Below are 22,426 nucleotides of genomic sequence, written 5' to 3'. Positions count from 1 at the left end.
CGGGCGGCCATTTCTTTTTATGGCTCGTCGATCTCCACGGTGACCATGTTGTCATCCGGCTTGCGGTCGATCAGTTTGTTGTCGGGATCGATGCCGGCCTTGGCCGGCCGGCCACTGACGATTACCGTATAGCTGGCTTCACGCGCCGTCATGCGCTGGCGTTCGCGCAGCAGCGGGTGGCCATTCGCGTCGTCGACGCCGATCTCGATCAGGTCGTGCAGGGGCGCGTCGCGCTCTTCTCCCTGCGCACCGGCCGTCAGCTTGCTTGCCTGCACCTTCACGGTGACGGCATATTTGCCATCGCCGCGTTTTGTCGCCGTGGCGGACAGGGCACGGTTGTCGAACAGCACGATTTTCTCGAACAGATCATCGATCAGGTAAGCCTGTTCGGGCGGCGTGACCTGGCGCAAGCCGTTGATCAGGGCCGTCACGCTGGCATATGGCGGGCCCTTCTGGCCGTAGGTCTTGAGCAAGTCGCGCAGCACGCCGTTGACCTTGTCTTCGCCGATGATGTCCTGCAGCAAGTACATGGCCAGGCTGCCCTTGTTGTAGTGGATATACCCCTGGTTTTCATTGTCGGCCAGCGGCAGTTCCTGCCGGCGCTCATCGCTGCGCCCCATCAGGTACTGGTTCAGGTCATAGCGCAGGAAGCGGCGCATCTTGGCCGGCCCCACGGTTTTCTTCATCACCATCAGCGCAGAATACTCGGCCAGGGTTTCGCTGAGCACGGTGGCCCCCCGCGTATTGCCGCCGACCAGTTGATGCGCCCACCACTGGTGCGCCACTTCATGCGCCGTGACGTAGAACGGGTAATCGAGATCCTTCGGATTCTTGTCGTCGACCCTGGCGATGAAGCCCAGCCCTTCCGAATACGGGATGGTGTTCGGGAACGCTTGCGCAAACGTGGCGTAACGGGGGAATTCGACGATGCGCAGGATCTTGTGCTGGTAGGGGCCGAAGTTTTTCGTGTAGTACTCGAGCGCTTCCTTGCTGCCGCGCACGAAACGGTCGAGGTTGAATTCGTGGCCCGGATGGTAATACACGTCGATGGACACGTCTTGCCAGCGCTCATGCTTGACGGCGTAGCGGGCCGACTGGAACGCATAGAAATTCAGGATCGGCTGCTCCATCGTGTAATGGAAATAATGCCGGCCATTGGCGATCCAGTCGTTGTCCAGCATGCCAGGCGCGATGGCCGTCTGGCCGTCGACGGTGCTGACGGTGGCGTCAAAACGGATGCGGTCGGCGTCGTTGCTGACGTAATTGTCGGCCAGCCCCCGTGCGTCGTCGCGCGCCAGGGCGCGTGCGCGTGGCGGCAAGCCGTGTTTCTTGCGGTCGCGCGGGTCCGTCAGCTCCAGCTGCGGCTGGTAGCCGATATGCGGCAGCACGGCATTCGTGAAGAAGGTGCCGTTGGCCACCACGGGCGTATCCTGGCCCAGGCCGAAGATGCCGCGCGGCGAGTAGGAAATGTCGAAATCGAGGCCCAGGGTGGCGCCCGGCGCCAGCGGCGTGGCCAGGCGATATGTATAAAAGCCCAGTTTGCCGTCATCGAGGCCAGGATGCACGCGCGCGTCAAAACGCAGGCGCATGGTGGCGGTCGGATCCTGCTGCACCAGGATCTGGCTGATGGGCAAATTCGTCTTGTTCTGCAGCTCATAGCGGCCTTTCACGGCCAGGGTGCGCTGCGCCGGGTAGATGGCGACGTCGAGTTTCACGTCCGTCACGCGCGGTTGCGGCGTGGCGGCGAACTTGCGGTACTGGCGCTCGAAGCTGGCGCGGTCCGCATCGCGGGCGAATTCGGATTGGTAGTCGTTGGCCACGTGGAAGGTGTAGAACAGCACGCCGCCGGCGCCGACGAATACCAGCAAGCCGATGCCGAAGCTGGCCAGCACGCCCTGCGTCAGGCCATGGCGCGCCAGGCGCAGGCGGATACGCCAGCTGTCCTGCGCACCGCGCGGCCAGAACAGCAGCGACAGCACCGTCAGCATGACGGCCGCGCCGCTCCAGTACAGCAAGTACCAGCGATCGCGCAATACATAGTGGCCGCCGCCATTCATGGCCGAATACACGAAGTCCGGCGTGCTGGCGTACAGCAGCAGCGGGTCGCCCAGGCCCAGGGAGGCAAAGCTGAGGCTGGCGATGTGGTACAAAATCATGGCGAAATACGCCAGGTATTTGTGGTTGATCAGCACCTGCAGGAAGATGGCCAGCACGGCGATCAGCGCGTAGTACGGCAGGTGCGACAGGAACAGCGATTCCAGGTACAGGCCCGGATCGAGGCGGTAATAGCCCTTGAAGATTTGAATCGACATGCCGCACAGCATGATGATGAAACTCAGCAAAGCTTGCAGGCCGATCAGCGCAAACAGTTTCGACAGCAGGGGCAGCCAGTTCGGCACAGGCAGGGCGTCGAGCATCAGATGCGTGCCCGTTTCGCGCTCCCGCCACACCAGCTCGCCCGCATAAAAGGTGGTAATGATCAGCATGAACAGGGCGAACGAGGCGCTGACCAGCTCCAGCACCTTTTCCGTTACCGGATAGGTATTCGTGCCGTACATGGAACCCATGTCGAGCGCGCCCGCATACATGGTCAGCACGCCGGCCAGCACGATGACGACAAAGTAAATGTTCTTGATGGTTTCGCGCAGATTCAGCCAGCTCATCTGGACGAGCAGGGCGAACAGGCTGCGCTGCGCGAAGTCCGGCGTTTCCTGCGTGTCCAGCGAGGCATTTGACAGGCGCAGCGGCACGTCGCCGTCGCTGCGGCGCTTGGCGGCGCCCGCGTCCGTTGTGGCGTGGAAGTGGAAGCGCCAGTAGCCCAGCAGCAATGCCACGAGCGCAAAGCCGGACCAGATGGCGCGGTTCAGCAGATACACGCCTTCCAGCGTCACCAGGCGGGTGTTGCGTTCGGCATTCGGCCAGTATTCCGTCAGACGTATCAGTGCCGTGGTGCCGAAGGGATCGATCAGGGCGGCCAGGGTCTTGTAGTCGAGGTCGCGCGCCAGCGACGGCGCCACCAAGTAGCCGATCAGCATTACAACCGAGCTGATGTACACGGGCAGCATGCGCCGCGTCAGGGCGGCGATGACGAAGAAGATGGCGCCGAAGATGAAAAGGTTCGGCAGCAGGGTAAACACATACGGCATCAGGTAGGCCAGCACGCGCTGCGGTCCCAGCCGTTCGGGATCGATGCCGGGCAGCCAGGCGCCCAGCCAGGCGCCCAGAACGATGCTGGAAAACACCACCGCCAGCACCAGATAGGCGCCCAGGAAGCGGCCGAAGACATACTGGTATTTCCGGATGGGCGCGCTGAAGAAGAAGTGCTGCATGCCGTATTCGAAATTCTGCTGCACCGAGCGGCCCATCATGGCGGCCACCACCACGGCGCCAAAACAGCCGAGCACGCTGCACGTGAAGGCCAGCGAACGGGGGGCGTTGATCAGGAACTTGCCGCCGAAGCTGATGCTCGCTTCCTTGAAGACGCCGCCGGCGGCGGCCATCCACAGCATGGCCAGGGCCAGGAACATGGCGAAATACACCCAGGTGGACAGCAGCTTGAGCCGCTGCCGCGCTTCAAAGCGGGCGATGGCAAACATGGCCGCCCCCTCAGTCGCACTGCGGGGCGACGTGGTGACGCCCGGCAATGGTGGCGAAGTACAGGTCTTCCAGGTCGCCGATGGCTTCCTCGAAGCCATCGCCCGGGTCGTCGTCGCTGTACACGTGGATCAGGGTGCGGCCCGACAGCAGGCGCGTGGAAATGACGGCGTGGCGCTGCTGGAAGCTGGCCAGCTCCTTTTTCTCGACGAAACGCGCCCAGATCTTGCAGCTGACTTCGTCGATGAGTTCCTGCGTTTTGCCGCACAGCAGCAAATGGCCCTTGTTGATGATGGCCATGTTGGCGCACAAGTCGGCCACGTCGGAAACGATGTGGGTCGACAGGATGACCGTCTTGTCTTCGCCGATATCGGACAGTAAATTATGGAAGCGCACGCGCTCCTGCGGATCGAGGCCGGCCGTCGGTTCGTCGACGATGATCAGTTTCGGGTCGCCCAGCAAGGCCTGGGCAATGCCGAAGCGCTGGCGCATGCCGCCGGAAAAGCCGCCCAGGCGCTGGTGGCGCACGTCGAACAGATTGGTTTGCTGCAGCAGGCCTTCCACCACCTCGCGCCGGCGCGCGCGCTGCGACAGGCCCTTCAAGGTGGCGAAGTGGTCGAGCAATTCATATGCCGTCACTTTCGGGTACAGGCCGAAGTCTTGCGGCAGGTAGCCCAGCATGCGGCGCACCTCGTCCTTGTCGTCGAGCACATCGTAGTCGCCAAAGAAAACGGAGCCGGAATCGCATTCCTGCAAGGTGGCCAGGGTGCGCATCAGGGTCGACTTGCCGGCGCCATTCGGCCCCAGCAGGCCAAACATGCCTGGCGGTATCGTCAGCGAAACGTTGTCCAGCGCCACCACGCCATTCGCGTAGGTCTTCGACAATTTGCGGATCTGCAATTCCATACAACTCCTTGCTCATGCTGTTGCCGCCCCATGTTGCGGAGCTTATCTATGCTGGCATTGTATTGAATTTAAGACGTACTGGGCAGTTGGATGCGATACACGGCATTTTCATGTGTCCAGAGTGCAGATGGGCGGGGTGGATGGCACCCCGCCGCGCGTGGCGGGGCGTGCCTAATTGCGAAACAGTACCGATTCGCGGCTGAACCACCAGCGGCACAGCATCAGCAGGGCGCCGGCGATGACGGTGGTCGAGGCCAGGATCACGCCGAACATGCGGTAATCCATGGTGCCTTTGACCAGTTCCTTCATGGCCAGCGATACGTTGGTCAGCGGTACCATGGCCCAGATCCAGTTCAGCTCGACGCCGGGCAGCATGGCCGCCACCGTGGGCAGGATGACGAACAGCATCAGCGGCGTGATCATGCCGGCCGCTTCCTTGTAGCTTTTGGCATAGATCGAGATCGACAGCAGCAGCGAGGCGAAAATGGCCGCCGTCGGCACCAGCATCAGGGTCACCATGGCCAGGTCGGGCAAGCCGATGCTGCGCACCATGACGGCCATGTTGCCTTCCAGCGAACTGCCAAAGATGGCCAGCAGGGCGCCCATGCTGCCCACCATCAGCACGGCCGAGGTCATGCCGACGGTAAACAGCACGAGGAACTTGGCCAGCACGATGGCGCTGCGCGGCACGGGCGCCAGCAACAGGGTTTCCAGGGTGCCCCGCTCCTTTTCGCCCGCGCCCAGGTCGATGGCCGGGTACATGGCGGCCGTCAGGCACACCATCAGCAGCAAATAGGGCAGCATGCCGCCGATGATGGCGCCCATCTGTTCGCGCTCGTTCGCCGTCGATTTCTTGTCGAGCACGATGGGATTGAGGGCAAAGGCCAGCTGGGCCGGAATCAGGTTCAAGGTCGACAACGCGCCTTCGCGCAGGCCGGCATTGTAGCCATCGACGATCTCGCGCACCCTTTGCTGGGTCACGTCGACCGTGCTGGCGCTGTTGTAGTGCAGGGTCACCTTGGCTTGCTGCTGCTGTTGCAGCGACTCTTCAAAATGCGGCGGAATCACCAGGGCGAACTTGATGGTGTCGTCGCCGATGGCGCGGCGGATCTCCGTTTCGCTGGCCAGCGGCACTTCGCGCAAGTTGTGCTGCTGTGCAATACGCGCGCTCAAGCCCGGCGAATGGTCCTTGCCGAACAGGGCGTAGCGCATTTCCGCCGTCTTGGCGTTCTTGAACATATTGTTTGAAACATAGGCGAAACCGCCAAAGATCAGCGGCATGGCAAAGATCGGGATCAGGATGGTAAAGATCAGCGTCTTGCGGTCGCGCGTGAGTTCCAGCAATTCTTTCAGGTAAATGGTCCACATGGCGTCAGGCTCCCTGGTTGATGACGCTGACGAAGGCGTCGTACAAGTCGGCGCTGCCGCCCAGCTGGCGCAGTTCGCCGATGCTGCCGTTGAAGGCGGTGGTGCCGCGGTTGATGATGCAGACCCGGTCGCACAGTTTCTCCACCTCGTGCAGGTGGTGCGTGGAAAAGATCAGCGGCACGCGCAGCGCCTTGTAGCTGGCGATGAAGTCGAGCAGGATCTTCGCCGACATCACGTCGAGGCCCGTCGTCGGTTCGTCGAGGATCACCACTTGCGGCTCGTGCACGACGGTGCGGGCGATGGCGCACTTCTGTTTCATGCCCGTCGACAACTGATCGGCCCGCTTTCCGCCGTATTCCTCCATGTGCAGCAGGGAAAACAGTTCGTCGCAGCGGCGTTTCAGCCTGTCGGCGGGCATGCCGTGCAGGCGGCCAAAATATTCCACGTTTTCGCGCGCCGTCAGGCGGCCATACAGGCCCGTCGAGCCGGACAGGAAGCCGATGCTCTGGCGCGCCACCAGCGGTTGCTGCAGCACATCGACGCCATTCACGAGGGCGCTGCCCGCGTCCGCCTGCAAGGCCGTCGACAGCAGGCGCAGGGTGGTCGTCTTGCCGGCGCCATTCGGCCCCAGCAGGCCCAGTACTTCGCCGGGGGCGCAGCTGAAACTGACGTCGCGCACGGCGTGGAACCAGCCGTCATGTTCGCGTGGATCGCTGACGCGCGCGCCCTTGCCCTTGTGGGGTGGCATGCGGAAACGTTTTGCAAGGTGCTTGACCTCAATCATGTGCATCATCCATTCGACAGGGTGGAGCTAGAGTAGCATGCAAAAAATGTAACTTGCAAGATGGAAATATCGTTTGGTCTATTGAAAAAAACAGCATCTTCATGCAAGCTGGCCCGGTGGGCGCCGGCGGACGGCGCGGGAGAGTGCAATGCAAACGATCGATCAGGCGATGCAGGACAAGGTACTGGCCGTGGCGCGCGCCGGCATGACCAGCGCCGAAGCCATCGGGTTCTTCCGCGTCAGCCTGGGGCTGTACTACCTGGCCGGCCTGATGACGGAAGAAACGCTTGATTTCAAGCAGATCGACGCCCGCTATAACCGTTTCATCTACCACTCGATAGGTGGCGGGCACAGCATCGCCAGCGTGCTGCAATTCATGAGCGGCGAGAAAGTCTTGCGCGTGCTGCAATCGCCGCGTTTTCTCGCCGCGTTTGCCGAACACTGCCCGGACATTCCCGTCGACAGCCTTTCCTTTTTGATTTCACTCAACCTGGGCGTGGCGAAAAGCCTGTCCGGCCTGGATGCCGTCGGCCCCGTGGTGGACTGGATCGAGCAGGAAAAAGCGCGCACAAGTCAATAAAGCCCCGTTCGCCCTGCGCGCGACGTGGGCATGGCTGTCCCTGATCGTCCTATAATCCCTGTTTTCCCCTTACATGAATAGCCACGATGACCGCCGACCGCTACTTTCACCCCCTGGACCGTTTGATTGTTGGCGCCGACAAGGCCCTGCGCGTGATGGCCGGCGTGGCTTCGGCCTCGCGCCCTTCGCCGGCCGCGCATGCGCCCGATGCGGAACTGAGCGCGGCCGAACAGCGCCACAGCGCCGGCTTGATGCGCGTCAACCATGTCGGTGAAGTGTGCGCGCAAGCCCTGTATAACTCGCAGGCGCGCTATGCGCACAGCCCGGCCATCCGCGCCCAGTTCGACGAAGCGGGACGCGAAGAGGAAGACCACCTGGCCTGGACGGCGCAGCGCCTGACGGAGCTGGGCTCGCGCCTGAGCCTGCTCAACCCCCTGTGGTATGCGGGGTCGTTTGCGCTGGGCACCATCGCCGCCCGCATGGGCGACGGCCGCAGCCTGGGTTTTGTCGTGGAAACGGAGCGCCAGGTGGAAGCGCACCTGGCCAGCCACCTGGCGGAATTGCCGCCGCAGGATGCGAAATCGCGCGCCATCGTCAAGCAGATGGCCATCGACGAAGTGCAACATGGCGCCGCCGCCCAGCGATTAGGCGCCATCGACACCCCGGCGCCCGTGAAGGCGCTGATGGGTCTCATGGGGAAAGTCATGACCAAGACGGCGTATTACTTGTAGGTCGGATTAGCGCGCCAATGCCGCGCGTAATCCGACACATTGTTGGCGTTACGGGTATCGTCGGATTACGCGCTGGCGCGCTAATCCGACCTACCCGACCTACTCTTCTGGGGGCGGACCCTCAGGGGCCGATCCCGGAATTTCACCGTCGGGGAGAGGGCTTATTCTTCAATAATTTCAAACGAGTGCGTAATCTCGGCCGTTTTCGCCAGCATGATAGACGCCGAGCAATATTTGTCATGTGACAAGGCCACGGCCCGTTCCACGGCCGTCGGTTTCAGGGACTTGCCGCGCACGGTGAAGTGGAAGTGAATCTTGGTGAACACTTTCGGGTCGGTCTCGGCGCGGTCGGCCTTCAGGGTGACTTCGCAGCCACTGACGGCTTCGCGTCCCCGTTTCAGGATCAGCACCACGTCATAGGCGGTGCAGCCGCCCGTGCCCAGCAAGACCATTTCCATGGGGCGTGGCGCCAGGTTGTGGCCGCCGCCATCGGGCGCGCCATCCATGGTCACCAGGTGGCCGGAACCCGTTTCTGCCCGAAAACTCATGCCCGACGGGCCATTCCAGCTGACTTTGCATTCCATCGTACTCTCCGAAAATTGTAAGCGTTTTGTATTGTAATAGAGGAATGCCCGTCCATGTGCCGGCAGCGGGGCCGCAGCGGGCCTGCATTGCGGCTTGACTCGGCAGGGCAAAGCCGCTTATACTTGTCGGCTTTCCGTTCGCTCAGGAAAAGTAAATAAGGCAGAGTCCGCATAGCAGCATCGGCGGAACCACCATTTGAGCGTGTAATCTATTAGGAAGTCAACATGAAAACATTTTCCGCTAAAGGACATGAAGTCCAGCGCGATTGGTTCGTGGTTGACGCGACGGACAAAGTCCTCGGACGTGTTGCCAGCGAAGTGGCACTCCGACTGCGCGGCAAACACAAACCAGAATTTACTCCTCACGTCGATACCGGCGACTTCATCGTCGTCATCAACGCAGGCAAACTGCGTGTGACCGGTACCAAAGCTACTGAGAAAATTTACTACCGTCACTCTGGCTATCCAGGCGGCATCTACGAAACCAACTTCCAGAAAATGCAACAGCGTTTTCCAGGTCGCGCGCTTGAGAAAGCGGTCAAGGGCATGCTGCCTAAAGGCCCACTCGGCTACGCAATGATCAAGAAGCTGAAAGTGTACGCGGAAGGTTCCCATCCGCACGCTGCTCAGCAACCTAAAGCACTTGTTCTCTAAGGAACTGACATGATCGGTAATTACAATTATGGAACCGGCCGTCGCAAAAGTGCAGTGGCTCGGGTTTTTATCAAAGTTGGCACAGGCTTGATCGTTGTTAACGGCAAACCAGCAAACGAATACTTTTCGCGCGAAACGGGTCTGATGGTCATCCGTCAACCACTGGAACTGACCGGCAATGTCGAGCGTTTCGACATCAAAGTCAACGTCCATGGCGGCGGTGAGTCGGGCCAGGCTGGTGCAGTTCGTCACGGCATCACCCGCGCTCTGATCGACTACGATGCAGCGTTGAAACCGGAACTGGCGAAAGCCGGCTTCGTGACCCGCGATGCACGTGAAGTTGAGCGTAAAAAAGTTGGTCTGCGCAAAGCACGTCGCGCAAAGCAATTCTCGAAGCGTTAATTATTACGCTACAGCACCTTCGGGTGCTGGTCGAAAAGCCGCTGGACTTCGGTCCCGCGGCTTTTTTGCATTTCAGCGGGATACGCCGTTGCGCTGTAAAATACGCGAAAAACCCCATGGGGCGGTTTTCCCCTTTATCTTTATGCAATCTATACACAAGGAAAGAACATGATCAAAGTTGGCATCGTCGGCGGCACTGGATACACGGGCGTGGAATTGCTGCGTTTGCTGGCAACCCATCCGGATGTCGAGTTGACGGCGATTACCTCGCGCAAGGAAGATGGCTTGCCCGTTGCTGACATGTATCCTTCCCTGCGCGGTCACGTGAACCTGGCGTTTACGTCGCCGGATAAAGCCAACCTGGAGCAGTGCGACGTGGTCTTCTTCGCCACGCCACACGGCGTTGCCATGGCGCAAGCCCCGGCCTTGCTGGCCGCCGGCGTGAAAGTCATCGACCTGGCCGCCGACTTCCGCCTGAAAGACCAGGCCAAGTTCGAGCAGTGGTACAAGATTCCCCACACGGCCCCGGAACTGATCGCCCAAGCCGTGTACGGCTTGCCGGAGCTGAACCGCGAAGACATCAAGCAGGCGACGCTGATCGCCAACCCCGGCTGCTACCCGACCACCATGCAACTGGGCTTTTACCCGCTGCTCAAGGCGGGCCTCGTCAACGCGGGTGGCCTGATCGCCGACTGCAAGTCGGGCGTGTCGGGCGCCGGACGCAAGGCGGAAATCGGCATCCTGTTCTCGGAAAGCAGCGACAGTTTCAAGGCCTACGGCGTGGCCGGCCACCGCCACCTGCCGGAAACGACGGCGCAGTTGCAGCGCTTCACGGACGACAAGGTGGCGCTGACCTTCACGCCGCACCTGGTGCCGATGATCCGCGGCATGCATTCGACCCTGTACGCGCAGCTGAACAAGGACGTCAGCAATGAAGAATTGCAATCCTTGTTTGAAACGCAATACAAGGACGAGCCTTTCGTCGACGTGATGCCATTCGGCTCGCATCCGGAAACCCGCTCCACGCGGGGCTCGAACATGCTGCGCCTGGCGTTGCACCGCCCCGAGGGCGGCAACACCGTCATCGTGCTGGTGGTGCAGGATAACCTGGTGAAGGGTGCCTCGGGCCAGGCCGTGCAGTGCATGAACCTGATGTTTGGCTTGAAAGAAACGGCCGGTTTGCAACATATCGCCGTGATGCCTTAAATATAGGCACAGCTGCTTGCGCAGGTCCGGCGCCTTTTTGCCGGACCTGTGATAAATTGGACTGCCACGTACCCTCATAGGATGACGTTCATGTTCGAGCGCAACGCGAAAAACCCCATCGATACCCTGATCGGCGCCTCGACGCGGATCGAGGGCGACTTGCTGTTTTGCGGCGGCTTGCGCATCGACGGTCATGTGCGCGGCAACGTCACGGGCGAGCCGGGCGACCCCACTTATGTGGTGCTGGGCGAGGCGGGCCGCATCGATGGCGAGGTGCGCTGCTCCAGCCTGGTCGTCAGCGGCGAGATCAACGGGCCCGTATATGTGTCCGAAATGCTTGAAATCCAGCCAAAAGCCCGCATTGTGGGTGAGGTGTATTACAAGGTGCTGGAAATGCACAGCGGCGCGCTGGTGCAGGGCAAGCTGAGCCGTCATGACAGCGCCGACCCCGTGCTTCACCTGGCCGTGTCGGAAATGTGAGCAGGAACAACACCGTTCAGCCGCATCAGCGGCGGCGGCAGCGCGAGTTGCGCCAACAGTCTATAATGACTTAATGTTTTCTAGTAGGAGTGCCTGATATGAATGCCGTCGCTGAAATGCAAGATGTGATCCCTTCGCCTATTATCTTTACCGATAGCGCCGCCGAAAAAGTCGCGCAGCTGATCGAAGAAGAGGGCAATCCCGACCTGAAATTGCGCGTGTTCGTGCAAGGCGGCGGCTGCTCGGGTTTCCAGTATGGCTTCACCTTCGACGAAATCGTCAATGAAGATGACACCACCATGGTCAAGAACGGCGTCCAGCTGTTGATCGATTCCATGAGCTACCAGTACCTGGTCGGCGCGGAAATCGACTACAAGGATGACCTGGAAGGCGCGCAGTTCGTGATCAAGAATCCGACAGCCACCTCCACCTGCGGTTGCGGTTCGTCTTTCTCGGTATAAGCACACCAGAGAAAACGTCCATGGCGGCGTTGCAGTGCTTCGCCGTACTGGTCGTACGGTATTAGGCAGTGCGCCTTGCCCTGAACGTTTTTCAGGCCAGCCGGCTTGCAGGCATGGCATACAAATAGCGGATCATCGATCCGCTATTTGTGTTTCTGGAAGGTTTGTTTGCCGTCAGCGCGGGTATAAGGCGCCCAATATTCTCAGTCCCTTCGCTCCCGTCACGGCCGGCAGGTTGCCCGGCTTGCGCTGCATAAAACGCCAGGCCAGCCAGGCGAATGCCAGTGCCTCGACCTGGCTGGGCGCCACGCCCAGCGCTGCCGTGGAGGCCACCGCCATGCCTGGCAATTCCCGGGCCAGCGCCGCCATCAGGCTGGCATTCTGCGCGCCGCCGCCGCACACATACACTGTTTCCGCTTGCGCGCCATCGCGCAGGATGGCGCGCGCCAGGCTGGCGGCCGTCAGCTGCGTCAGGGTGGCCTGCACGTCGGCAGGCCTGGCCTGCGGATGTCCGGCCAGCTTGGCGTTCAGCCAGTCGGCATGGAACAGGTCGCGCCCCGTGCTTTTCGGCGCCGGCAAGGCAAAATACGCTTCATTGAGCAAGTCCGCCAGCAGGGCAGGCAAGACTGCGCCCGTGGCGGCCCAGGCGCCGTCGGCGTCGTACGGCTGGCCCTGGTGCCGCAGGACCCAGCCATCCATCAGCGCATTGCCGGGGCCCGTGTCGTAGCCCGTCACGCCGCCATCCGCGTGCAGCACGCTGATATTGCTGATGCCGCCGATATTGGCCAGCACGCGCGTGTGGCCGGGGTGATTAAAAATGGCCTGGTGAAAGGCGGGCACCAGTGGCGCGCCCTGGCCGCCGGCCGCCACGTCGCGGCTGCGCAAGTCGGCGATGACGTCGATGCCAGTCAGTTCCGCCAGCAGGGCCGGATTGTTCAGCTGGCGCGTAAAACCCAGTTCGGGGCGATGGCGGATGGTCTGGCCGTGCGCGCCGATGGCGGCGATCGCATCCGGGCCGATGTCCGCATTGCTCAGCAGCATGGCCACGCAGTCGGCATAGTGGCGCACCAGTGCATTGGCTGCCAGCGCTTCGCGTTCGATTTCATTCTGGCCGGCACTTTGCAGCGCCATCAGGTCGGCGCGCAGGCCGGCGGGAAAGGGGATGTACGCGTCACCCAGGCTGCGCACGGCGCCATCGTCGGCAAAGTCGACCAGGGCGCCGTCGACGCCATCGAGGCTGGTGCCCGACATTAAACCGATATACAGCATGGGAATTCCTTGGAGGCGAGAAAGGTAAGGCGCTTATTGTGCCGCATTTTGCCGCTGCCGCAAATGCGCGCCGCATAAAACAAAGGCACCGGCCATCTGCATGGGCGGTGCCTTTGTTGTGTGCCCGAAGGCAGTGTTGCTTAGCGCGACGCCAGTGCCGTGTCGTTCGGACGCAGCAGGGTGAAGCGGTGCATCATGTCGTTGGAGACCAGGCGGAAGCGGGTCAGTTCGGCGGCCGTCAGCGGGGCTTGCGCCGTCACGTTCAGGGTGCGCGGATCTTTCGCCACGCCACCGACGCGGAATTCATAGTGCAGGTGGGCGCCCGTGGACCAGCCGGTGGTGCCGACGTAGCCGATCACATCGCCCTGGCTGACTTTCTGGCCCTTTTTCAGGCCGGAAGCGAAGCGGCTCATGTGCGCGTAGGCGGTGCTGTAGTTGGACCAGTGTTTCAGAACAACAACATTACCGTAGCCATTTTGCATGCCGACCGAATCGACGACGCCATCGCCCGAAGCGCGGATCGGCGTGCCCGTTGCTGCCGCGAAATCGATGCCTTTATGCGCTTTCCAGTTGCCGGAAATCGGGTGCACGCGCATGGAGAAGCCGGACGAGATGCGGGAGAATTCGAGAGGGGATTTGAGGAAGGCTTTTTTGAGGGACTTGCCGTCGAAACTGTAGTAACCGCCGCCTTGCTTGCTGGCTGGGTCTTCGAACCAAACGGACTGGTAGGTCGTGCCGCGGTTGGTGAATTCACCGGCCAGGATGCGGCCCGCTCGGACGAATTCGCCATCTTGCCAGAACGTTTCGTAGACCACATTGAAGGAGTCGCCACGTTTCAGGTCGGAACGGAAGTCGATATTGGTGGAGAACATTTCCACGATTTGCGCGGAAATCGAGTCTGGCAGGCGGGTGCCGTCCAGGCTGGAGTCGGTGGCGGCGAACAGGGTGGAGGTAATCTTGCGCGCGTGCATTTCAACGCGGCGCTCCAGCTGGGCTGCCACTTCCGTGGCCACGAACTTGTCGCCCTTACGGGTGATCAGGATGTTCTTGACCGATTTGTCGGTGCCGTCGACCAGGGTGGCGCGCATCCAGTTGAGTTCGCCGGTTTCGGAGGTCTGCGCTTGCACGCGCTTGCCCGATTTCAGCAACATCACGCCGCGCGCGATCTTGTCGGATTTAATGAAATTGGCGGCCGCCGCATCATCCACGCCGAGACGGGTCAGCAGGGTGGCGAGGGTATCGCCAGCGCGGACTTTTTCTTCGTGGGTGAAATTCTGGTCTACCTGTTCCATCGCGGAGATTTGCGAGGCGAGGTCAGGCATTTCAAGGTTCTGGGCGATCGACTTGACGGGCAGGTCGGAAGCATCCGGCGCCATGGGCGACACCGCGACGGCGCCGAAGGCGGCTACGGTGAGCAACACTGCCGACACGCTGATAATGCGTGCCTTGCGCGTCGTCGTCAGCTGTGTGTACAAGCGTGAGCCTGTGATTTTATGTATAGGGTTCATGCAATCAGTTAAAATTTGCCCTTGAACGATACCTGAACTAGCGCTCTTTATTATTGTTATTTTGATTCGTTTTCATACGGCAAGATTGATGGGATCGGGCATTATAACAAACTCCGCAAACCTACTACCATTTTGAGATCTACAGTCAAATTTTATGGAAATCAACACCACCGCATCGCCTACAAAGGCTAACGCAGCTCAGACCGCGCTTCCGCTGTCGGACAGAGTACAAGAAGCCCTCGCGATTACCAAGCGTGGCGTCGACGAACTCTTGATCGAAAGCGAGTTTGCGCAAAAATTAGCACGCTCCGAGAAAACCGGTGTTCCACTGCGCATCAAACTGGGCCTGGACCCGACCGCACCCGACTTGCATCTGGGCCATACTGTCGTCCTGAACAAGATGCGCCAGTTGCAAAACCTGGGCCATCAAGTCATTTTCCTCATTGGCGACTTCACTTCGATGATCGGCGACCCTTCGGGCCGCAATGTCACGCGCCCGCCGCTGACCAAGGAACAGATCGAGATTAACGCGATGACGTATTTCGCGCAAGCATCTTTAGTGCTGGACGCCAGCAAGACGGAAATTCGCTATAACTCCGAGTGGTGCGATCCGCTGGGCGCGCGCGGCATCATCCAGCTCGCGTCCCACTACACGGTGGCACGCATGATCGAGCGCGACGACTTCACCAAGCGCTTCCAGGGCGGCATTCCGATTTCCGTGCATGAATTCCTGTACCCGCTGATGCAGGGCTACGACTCGGTGGCCCTGAAGTCGGACCTGGAACTGGGCGGCACGGACCAGAAATTCAACCTGCTGGTGGGCCGCGAACTGCAAAAGCAGTACGGGCAGGAGCAGCAGTGTATTTTGACCATGCCGCTGCTGGAAGGTTTGGACGGCGTGGAAAAAATGTCCAAGTCGAAGAATAACTACATCGGCATCACGGAACCGGGCAACACCATGTTCGCCAAGCTGATGAGCATTTCCGACGTCATGATGTGGCGCTACTACGAGCTGTTGTCGTGGCGCTCGATCGCCGAACTGGCGCAGTTGAAGCGCGAAGTCGAGGAAGGCCGCAATCCGCGCGATGCCAAAGTGGCCCTGGCGCAAGAAATCGTCGCCCGCTTCCATTCGCAGCAGGCGGCGGAAGACGCGCTGGCCGACTTCGTCAACCGCTCGAAGGGCGGCATTCCCGACGATATCCCGGAAGTGACCTTGGCCGGCGCCCCGCTGGGCATCCCGCAACTGCTCAAGCAGGCGGGCCTGTGCCCGTCCACGTCGGAAGCCATGCGCAAGATCGACCAGGGCGGCGTGCGCATCGACGGCAGCGTCGTCAGCGACAAGGGCTTGCAAGTGGCGGCCGGCCAGTTCGTGTTGCAAGTTGGCAAGCGCAGTTTCGCGCGCGTCACCTTGACGGCATGATCGCGCTGCTGCAGCGCGTCACCCAGGCAAAAGTCGATGTTGCCGGTGCCACCATCGGCGCCATCGATGCGGGCCTGATGGTGCTGGTGTGCGCCGAGCGGGGCGATACGGAGAAGGAAGCGGATGCCCTGCTGACCAAATTGCTGGGCTACCGCGTGTTTGCCGACGAGGCGGGCAAGATGAACCGCAGCGTGGCGGACGTGGCGGGCGGCTTGCTGCTGGTGCCGCAATTTACGCTGGCGGCCGACACCAAGTCCGGCACCCGCCCGTCGTTCACGCCGGCCGCCGCGCCGCAGGATGGCTTGCGCCTGTTCACGCATTTCGTGGAACAGGCGCGCAGCCGCCATGCGACCGTGCAAACGGGACAGTTCGGCGCCGACATGCAGGTGTCGCTCACCAACGACGGGCCCGTCACGTTCTGGCTGCAGGTCAGCACCAAACAATAACGATAAAGAGGAGCAAGCGATGAAATTGTGGAGCGAGACGTTTCGTGATGGCGGCCTGATGCCGGCCGAGTATGCGTTTGCCGAGATCGATCCGGCCAGCCGCGTGCGTCTCGCGGGCAACCGCAATCCTCATCTGGCCTGGGACGAGGTGCCCAACGGCACCGCGTCGCTGGTCCTGTTCTGCATCGACCCCGACGCGCCGCAGGACGCCAGCCTGGTCAATGTTGAAGGCCAGTCCTTGCCGCTGGCGGCGCCGCGCGGCGACTTTTATCATTGGAGCCTGCTCGATATCCCCCTGGCCATGCGCGCGATCGCCGCCGGCGCATTTTCCAGCGGCATCACGCCGCGCGGCAAGATGCCCGCTGGCGGGCCACTGTCATTGCGCCAGGGCCTCAACGACTACACGGGCTGGTTTGCCGGCGATGCCGCCATGGCCGGTGATTATTATGGCTATGATGGCCCGTGCCCACCGTGGAATGACGAGCGCATCCACCATTACATTTTCCGCCTGTACGCGCTCGACGTGCCGCGCCTGGACTTGCCCGAGCGTTTTACGGGCCAGCAGGCGTATGCCGCCATCTACGGCCACATCCTCGACGAAGCACAGCTCGTCGTTGCCTACTCGCTCCATCCCGAGCTGGCACTTACCTTGAAAACATGAGCACAACCATTTTATTGATACGCCATGGCGAAACGGCCTGGAACGCGGACCGCCGCCTGCAGGGCCATATCGACATCGCCCTGAACGAGGCGGGCCTGGCGCAAGCGGCCGCGCTGGCACAGGCGCTGGCGGACGAACCGCTGGCCGCCATCATCGCCAGCGACTTGCAGCGCGCGCGCCAGACGGCGCAAGCCGTTGCTGACGTGAAACACTTGCCCGTGCAGACGGATCCCTTGCTGCGCGAGCGCTGCTATGGCGCCTTCGAAGGCTTGCTGTACGCGGATATTGCCGAGCGCTATCCGCATGAATATGCGCAATGGCAGTCGCGCCAGATCGACGCCGTGATGCCGTCCGGCGAGCGGCAGGCGGAGAGCTTCCGCCAGTTTTATGCGCGCGCGAATGGCGCCATCGCCCGCTGGGCCCGGCAATATGACGGCCAGGCCATCGCCATCGTGGCGCACGGCGGCGTGCTCGAGTGCGCCTACCGCGAGGCGGTCGGCATGACGCTCGACAGTCCACGCGACTTCCAGGTGAAAAATGCCAGCGTCAACCGTTTTGCGTACGCCGACGGCAAGCTGCATCTGGTGCATTGGGGCAATATCGAACATCTGAGCGCGCCCGCGATGGACGAACTGGGCTAGGCGCCGGCCGGCGCGTCGGGCTGGTCCGCCGGCGGGCTGTTTTGCTGTGCTGCACAAGCGCGGCGCCCGCCCAGGCGCACTGAAGTAAAAAAATAGTGCTTATTAATTAGGCAGGGAATCGGTTAAAATAGCAGGTTCCTCCGTCCATTCCAGGTTCTTCAGTGCAAATCGGCCCTCACATTCTGCGCAACAACGTTTTCGTCGCTCCCATGGCGGGCGTGACGGATCGGCCATTCCGCCAGTTGTGCAAGCAGCTTGGCGCAGGCTACGCCGTGTCGGAGATGGCGGCGTCGAATCCGCGCCTGTGGGCAACGGAAAAAAGCTCGCGCCGCACGGACCATGCAGGCGAAATGGAGCCCAAAGCCGTGCAGATCGCCGGTGCCGATCCGCAAGACCTGGCCGACTGCGCCAGGTTCAATGTGGACCGGGGCGCGCAGATCATCGACATCAACATGGGTTGCCCCGTGAAAAAGGTGTGCAACAGCTGGTGCGGTTCGGCCCTGTTGCAAAATGAAAGCCTGGTCGAGAAGATCCTGCATGCCGTCGTCAATGCCGTCGACGTGCCCGTCACCCTGAAATTTCGCACGGGCTGGAACCGCGAAAACAAGAATGCCCTGAAAATCGCCCGCATCGCCGAGCAGGCCGGCATCCAGATGCTGACCTTGCATGGGCGCACGCGCGCCGATGGCTACAAGGGCGATGCCGAATATGAAACCATTGCCGCCGTGAAAGCGTCGGTGGGCATTCCCGTGGTGGCCAACGGCGACATTACCAGCCCGGAAAAGGCCCGTTTTGTGCTCGATCAAACGGGCGCCGATGCCGTCATGATCGGCCGCGCAGCGCAGGGCCGGCCATGGATTTGCCGCGAGATCGACCATTTCCTGCGCACCGGCACCTTGCTGCCGGCGCCGTACGTGGATGAAGTACGCACCCTGATGGATGAGCATTTGCGCGCCCATTACGCGTTTTATGGCGAGTTCCTGGGCGTGCGCACGGCGCGCAAGCACATCGGCTGGTACGTGAAGGACCTGGAAGGCGGCGAAGCGTTCCGCCAGCAAATGAACTTGCTGGAGTCGACGGACGCGCAGTTGCTGGCCGTCGATCAATTTTTTGAGTCGCAATGGAAATTTGGCGAACGGTTACAATACCGCCTCTCCGAATCCAGTGAAAGTGGCCTGATCGATGTGATCAACCCTGCGGCCACGGCAGCATGAGCAGATAGCAAAGCAGTACAGCAATACGTTACCAGTCATACAAGGGCGAGCGCCTATACAGAGCGTCATGCAATATTAATTACAACACCGAGACAAGATGGCAGCAAGCGGCCCGCATGAGCGCCGCGGCAGTGGATTGTCAGGTGTTCAGCCGGTTGAAGCATACAAATGAGCAAAGAAAGCATTCAGGAAGTCGTACAGAAAAGTCTAGAAGATTACTTCAATGACCTGGGCGAACAGCAAGCATCGAATATCTATGACATGGTCGTGCTGACCGTGGAAAAGCCCATCCTGGAAGTCGTGATGACACGCGCCGATGGCAACCAGTCGCATGCCGCGCAGATGCTGGGCATTAACCGCAATACCCTGCGCAAGAAATTGCAGGAGCACGGTTTGCTGTAATGCCGGCGTGCAAGTGACGCCAAGATTTGAATCCGCCGCCGCCTCCGCCTGACGACTGGGGCGCGCCATTCGCCAAGAACACTTAACCACCTAGCCACAGCCATGATCAAACAAGCTCTCATCTCCGTTTCCGACAAGACCGGCGTTCTCGATTTCGCGCGCGCCCTGTCCGCCCTCGGTGTCAACATCCTGTCCACCGGCGGCACCGCCAAATTGCTGGCAGACAACGGTGTTCCCGTGACGGAAGTCGCCGACTACACGGGTTTCCCGGAGATGCTCGATGGCCGTGTGAAGACCCTGCACCCGAAAGTGCACGGCGGGATCCTGGCGCGCCGCGATTTCCCGGAGCACATGTCGAAACTGGTCGAACACGACATGCCGACCATCGACATGGTAGTGGTCAACCTGTACCCGTTCCAGGGCACTGTGGCCAAGGCGGACTGCACGCTGGAAGACGCGATCGAAAACATCGATATCGGCGGCCCGACCATGTTGCGCTCGGCAGCCAAGAACCACAAGGACGTAGTCGTCATCTGCGATCCGACCGACTACGACGTGGTGCTGGCGGAAATGCGCGCGGCGGACGGTTCGGCTGGCGCGGTCAGCTACGACACCAAGTTCATGCTGGCGAAAAAAGTCTTTGCGCACACGGCGCAATACGATGGCGCCATCACCAACTACCTGACCAGCCTGGGCCCGACGAAGGTGCACGCCGAGCGCGGCGCGTATCCGCAGATCCTCAACGTGGCTTTTGAAAAAGTGCAGGACATGCGCTACGGCGAGAACCCGCACCAGAGCGCCGCCTTCTACCGCGACCTGGTCGCAACGGATGGCGCACTGGCGAACTACCGCCAGCTGCAAGGCAAGGAATTGTCGTACAACAACATCGCCGATGCCGATGCGGCCTGGGAGTGCGTGAAGAGCATGGGCGGTTTCGAGCAAAGCGCCGCCTGCGTCATCGTCAAGCACGCCAATCCATGCGGCGTGGCGCTGGGCAAGAACGCGGCCGAAGCGTACGCGCGCGCCCTGCAGACGGACCCGACCTCGGCATTCGGCGGCATCATCGCCTTCAATACGGAACTCGATGGCGCCACCGCCGGCGAGATCGCCAAGCTGTTCGTGGAAGTGCTGATCGCCCCGTCGTTCTCCGCCGAAGCGAAACAGATCCTGTCGAGCAAGCAAAACGTGCGCATGCTGGAAATACCGCTGGGTGCCGGCGTGCACGCCATGGACTTCAAGCGCGTGGGTGGCGGCCTGCTGGTGCAGTCGCCGGACGCGAAAAACGTCGGCATCGCCGACTTGCGCGTGGTCAGCAAGCTGCAGCCAACGCCGCAGCAACTGGCCGACCTGATGTTCGCCTGGAAAGTGGCGAAATTCGTCAAGTCGAACGCCATCGTCTTCTGCGGCAATAACATGACCCTGGGCGTGGGCGCTGGCCAGATGAGCCGCATCGACTCGGCCCGCATCGCCTCGATCAAGGCACAGAACGCTGGCCTGTCGCTGGCCGGTTCCGTGGTGGCGTCGGACGCCTTCTTCCCCTTCCGCGACGGCCTCGACGTCGTCGTCGACGCGGGCGCCACCTGCGTCATCCACCCGGGCGGCTCCATGCGCGACCAGGAAGTGATCGACGCGGCGGACGAGCGCGGCGTGGTCATGTTGTACACGGGCACGCGTCACTTCCGTCATTAATTTAGCCCAACGGCAAATGCCGGGGTTGGACGGGGACGCCGAGTCCCGCCGGGTCTGACCCCAGATGTTGCTTGTGGGGTGAAAGATGTACAAACGGCAGGCACCGGTTATTCACCGGTGCCTGCCGTATTCATTATAGAATCTGGCGATGATTATTCTTGGCATCGATCCTGGCTTGCGCACCACCGGCTTTGGGGTCATTGAAAAACACGGCAACAAGCTGCGCTATATTGCTTCGGGCACGGTCAAGACGGGTGCCGAAGGGGAGTTGCCGCCGCGCCTGAAGGTCATCCTGCAGGGCGTGGGCGAAATCGTCGGCACCTACCGGCCCGACTGCGCGGCCATCGAAAAAGTGTTTGTCAACGTCAACCCCCAATCGACCCTGCTGCTGGGCCAGGCGCGCGGCGCGGCCATTTGCGCGCTGGTGAACGCCGACCTGTCGGTGGCCGAATACACGGCGCTGCAAGTGAAGCAGGCCGTCACGGGCCACGGCAAGGCGGCCAAGGAGCAGGTGCAGGACATGGTCTCGCGGCTGCTGTCCTTGCCCGGCCTGCCCGGCACGGATGCCGCCGATGCGCTGGGCGTAGCCATTTGCCATGCCAACAGCATCGACGCGCTGGCCATGCTCGGCGCCCTGGCGCCCCAGTTGCAGGGCTTGCGCATGAAGCGCGGCCGTTTGGTGGGATAGTTGCGACTGCCATGCCACGTCCATGGCGTCGTTGCACTGCCTTGCCGTACTATTCGTACTGTCTTCGGCAGTGCGCCTTGCCCTGAACATGACCTGACAGCCGCAACATGCCAGAAGCTTTTGTTTACAATTTAATTTCATTAGGAACACGCGATGATAGGCCGTCTCTCCGGTATTTTGCTTGAAAAGAATCCGCCACAATTGCTGGTCGATTGCCAGGGCGTCGGCTATGAAGTCGATGTGCCGATGAGCACGTTTTACAACCTGCCCCACGTGGGCGAAAAAGTCGTGCTGTTCACGCACCAGGCCATCCGCGAAGACGCGCACCTGCTGTTTGGCTTCGGCAATGCGGCCGAGCGGGCCGTGTTCCGCCAGCTGATCAAGATCACGGGCGTGGGCGCGCGCATGGCGCTGTCCATCCTGTCCGGCATGACGGTCGCCGACCTGGCGCAAGCCATCACCCTGCAGGATTCCGGGCGCCTGGTGAAAGTGCCCGGCATCGGCAAGAAGACGGCCGAGCGCCTGCTGCTGGAATTGAAGGGCAAGCTGGGTGCGGACATCGGCGCCGGCGGCGCGCACGCGGCGCCGGACGCGCAGTCGGACATCCTCAATGCGCTGGTGGCGCTCGGCTATTCGGACAAGGAAGCGCTGGCCGCCGTGAAAAACGTGCCGGCTGGCAGCGGCGTGTCGGACGGCATCAAACTGGCGCTGAAAGCGCTGTCGAAAGGCTGATAAGGC

At 61.4% G+C, this 22,426-nt stretch carries 23 protein-coding genes; 16 read left to right on the top strand and 7 right to left on the bottom strand.

The window, feature by feature from the left end; translation table 11 throughout:
• Positions 1 to 17: 17 nt before the first annotated feature.
• From ACZ92H_RS27155 to ACZ92H_RS27140, 4 genes are all read right to left on the bottom strand, one after another.
• Positions 18 to 3,596: an ABC transporter permease/M1 family aminopeptidase gene (locus ACZ92H_RS27155; RefSeq protein ID WP_465051709.1), complete on the bottom strand. Its 3,579-nt coding sequence runs from the start codon at positions 3,594 to 3,596 to the stop codon at positions 18 to 20.
• Between the two features lie 10 nt (positions 3,597 to 3,606).
• Positions 3,607 to 4,500: an ABC transporter ATP-binding protein gene (locus tag ACZ92H_RS27150; RefSeq protein ID WP_092803767.1), complete on the bottom strand. Its 894-nt coding sequence runs from the start codon at positions 4,498 to 4,500 to the stop codon at positions 3,607 to 3,609.
• 171 nt (positions 4,501 to 4,671) lie between these two features.
• Positions 4,672 to 5,868, bottom strand: coding sequence for an ABC transporter permease (locus tag ACZ92H_RS27145; protein WP_465051708.1), 1,197 nt, complete (start codon positions 5,866 to 5,868; stop codon positions 4,672 to 4,674).
• 4 nt (positions 5,869 to 5,872) lie between these two features.
• A complete protein-coding gene (locus ACZ92H_RS27140; protein ID WP_465051707.1) occupies positions 5,873 to 6,652 on the bottom strand; it encodes an ABC transporter ATP-binding protein in 780 nt (259 codons plus the stop codon).
• A gap of 148 nt (positions 6,653 to 6,800) precedes the next feature.
• Between ACZ92H_RS27140 and ACZ92H_RS27135 the strand changes: the two genes are divergently transcribed.
• Positions 6,801 to 7,232, top strand: coding sequence for a hypothetical protein (locus ACZ92H_RS27135; protein WP_131376568.1), 432 nt, complete (start codon positions 6,801 to 6,803; stop codon positions 7,230 to 7,232).
• Positions 7,233 to 7,318: 86 nt separating this feature from the next.
• The gene (gene coq7 / locus ACZ92H_RS27130) at positions 7,319 to 7,963 is read left to right on the top strand and encodes a 2-polyprenyl-3-methyl-6-methoxy-1,4-benzoquinone monooxygenase (RefSeq protein ID WP_465051705.1); all 645 of its coding nucleotides are present in this window, start codon (positions 7,319 to 7,321) and stop codon (positions 7,961 to 7,963) included.
• A gap of 161 nt (positions 7,964 to 8,124) precedes the next feature.
• Here the strand turns inward: coq7 and ACZ92H_RS27125 are convergent, their stop codons facing one another.
• Positions 8,125 to 8,547, bottom strand: a complete 423-nt coding sequence (locus ACZ92H_RS27125) for an OsmC family protein (RefSeq protein WP_131376562.1) — start codon at positions 8,545 to 8,547, stop codon at positions 8,125 to 8,127.
• A 225-nt stretch (positions 8,548 to 8,772) separates the two neighbouring features.
• Between ACZ92H_RS27125 and rplM the strand changes: the two genes are divergently transcribed.
• The 5 genes from rplM to erpA all read left to right on the top strand — a co-directional run bounded on the left by rplM (position 8,773) and on the right by erpA (position 11,750).
• Positions 8,773 to 9,201: a 50S ribosomal protein L13 gene (gene rplM, locus ACZ92H_RS27120; RefSeq protein WP_010393282.1), complete on the top strand. Its 429-nt coding sequence runs from the start codon at positions 8,773 to 8,775 to the stop codon at positions 9,199 to 9,201.
• A gap of 9 nt (positions 9,202 to 9,210) precedes the next feature.
• Positions 9,211 to 9,603, top strand: a complete 393-nt coding sequence (gene rpsI, locus ACZ92H_RS27115; protein ID WP_010393285.1) for a 30S ribosomal protein S9 — start codon at positions 9,211 to 9,213, stop codon at positions 9,601 to 9,603.
• A gap of 168 nt (positions 9,604 to 9,771) precedes the next feature.
• Complete coding sequence (argC, locus tag ACZ92H_RS27110) at positions 9,772 to 10,809, top strand: N-acetyl-gamma-glutamyl-phosphate reductase (protein WP_131376559.1); 1,038 nt, start codon at positions 9,772 to 9,774, stop codon at positions 10,807 to 10,809.
• A gap of 90 nt (positions 10,810 to 10,899) precedes the next feature.
• Complete coding sequence (locus ACZ92H_RS27105; protein WP_131376556.1) at positions 10,900 to 11,289, top strand: bactofilin family protein; 390 nt, start codon at positions 10,900 to 10,902, stop codon at positions 11,287 to 11,289.
• A 98-nt stretch (positions 11,290 to 11,387) separates the two neighbouring features.
• The gene (gene erpA / locus ACZ92H_RS27100; protein WP_029496047.1) at positions 11,388 to 11,750 is read left to right on the top strand and encodes an iron-sulfur cluster insertion protein ErpA; all 363 of its coding nucleotides are present in this window, start codon (positions 11,388 to 11,390) and stop codon (positions 11,748 to 11,750) included.
• Positions 11,751 to 11,924: 174 nt separating this feature from the next.
• Here erpA and ACZ92H_RS27095 read toward each other — a convergent pair whose 3' ends face one another.
• Entirely contained in the window at positions 11,925 to 13,019 is a 1,095-nt protein-coding gene (locus ACZ92H_RS27095) for an anhydro-N-acetylmuramic acid kinase (RefSeq protein ID WP_465051704.1), read from the bottom strand.
• A 140-nt stretch (positions 13,020 to 13,159) separates the two neighbouring features.
• Complete coding sequence (locus ACZ92H_RS27090) at positions 13,160 to 14,527, bottom strand: peptidoglycan DD-metalloendopeptidase family protein (protein ID WP_131376550.1); 1,368 nt, start codon at positions 14,525 to 14,527, stop codon at positions 13,160 to 13,162.
• Positions 14,528 to 14,681: 154 nt separating this feature from the next.
• Between ACZ92H_RS27090 and tyrS the strand changes: the two genes are divergently transcribed.
• From tyrS to ruvA, 9 genes are all read left to right on the top strand, one after another.
• Positions 14,682 to 15,947: a tyrosine--tRNA ligase gene (gene tyrS, locus ACZ92H_RS27085; RefSeq protein WP_465051703.1), complete on the top strand. Its 1,266-nt coding sequence runs from the start codon at positions 14,682 to 14,684 to the stop codon at positions 15,945 to 15,947.
• The gene (gene dtd / locus ACZ92H_RS27080; RefSeq protein WP_131376545.1) at positions 15,944 to 16,393 is read left to right on the top strand and encodes a D-aminoacyl-tRNA deacylase; all 450 of its coding nucleotides are present in this window, start codon (positions 15,944 to 15,946) and stop codon (positions 16,391 to 16,393) included. Before tyrS ends, dtd begins: the two co-directional genes overlap by 4 nt.
• A gap of 19 nt (positions 16,394 to 16,412) precedes the next feature.
• Positions 16,413 to 17,054 carry a YbhB/YbcL family Raf kinase inhibitor-like protein gene (locus ACZ92H_RS27075; protein WP_465051701.1) on the top strand — a complete coding sequence of 214 codons (642 nt, stop codon included), beginning with the start codon at positions 16,413 to 16,415 and terminating at the stop codon, positions 17,052 to 17,054.
• On the top strand, positions 17,051 to 17,695 hold the full coding sequence (locus ACZ92H_RS27070) for a histidine phosphatase family protein (RefSeq protein ID WP_131376539.1): 645 nt from the start codon (positions 17,051 to 17,053) through the stop codon (positions 17,693 to 17,695). The genes ACZ92H_RS27075 and ACZ92H_RS27070 overlap by 4 nt, the downstream gene beginning before the upstream one ends.
• 161 nt (positions 17,696 to 17,856) lie before the next feature.
• Positions 17,857 to 18,909, top strand: a complete 1,053-nt coding sequence (gene dusB, locus ACZ92H_RS27065) for a tRNA dihydrouridine synthase DusB (protein WP_131376536.1) — start codon at positions 17,857 to 17,859, stop codon at positions 18,907 to 18,909.
• Between the two features lie 168 nt (positions 18,910 to 19,077).
• The gene (locus ACZ92H_RS27060; protein ID WP_008445162.1) at positions 19,078 to 19,311 is read left to right on the top strand and encodes a helix-turn-helix domain-containing protein; all 234 of its coding nucleotides are present in this window, start codon (positions 19,078 to 19,080) and stop codon (positions 19,309 to 19,311) included.
• Positions 19,312 to 19,413: 102 nt separating this feature from the next.
• Entirely contained in the window at positions 19,414 to 21,000 is a 1,587-nt protein-coding gene (gene purH / locus ACZ92H_RS27055; protein ID WP_131376533.1) for a bifunctional phosphoribosylaminoimidazolecarboxamide formyltransferase/IMP cyclohydrolase, read from the top strand.
• A 148-nt stretch (positions 21,001 to 21,148) separates the two neighbouring features.
• Positions 21,149 to 21,688 (top strand): crossover junction endodeoxyribonuclease RuvC, encoded by a 540-nt coding sequence (gene ruvC / locus ACZ92H_RS27050; RefSeq protein WP_131376531.1) that lies wholly within the window; start codon positions 21,149 to 21,151, stop codon positions 21,686 to 21,688.
• 153 nt (positions 21,689 to 21,841) lie between these two features.
• A complete protein-coding gene (gene ruvA, locus ACZ92H_RS27045) occupies positions 21,842 to 22,420 on the top strand; it encodes a Holliday junction branch migration protein RuvA (protein WP_131376528.1) in 579 nt (192 codons plus the stop codon).
• Positions 22,421 to 22,426 lie beyond the last annotated feature (6 nt).

It is taken from the genome of Janthinobacterium foliorum (assembly GCF_978021625.1).
This window is presented reverse-complemented; position numbering and strand designations above follow the sequence as displayed.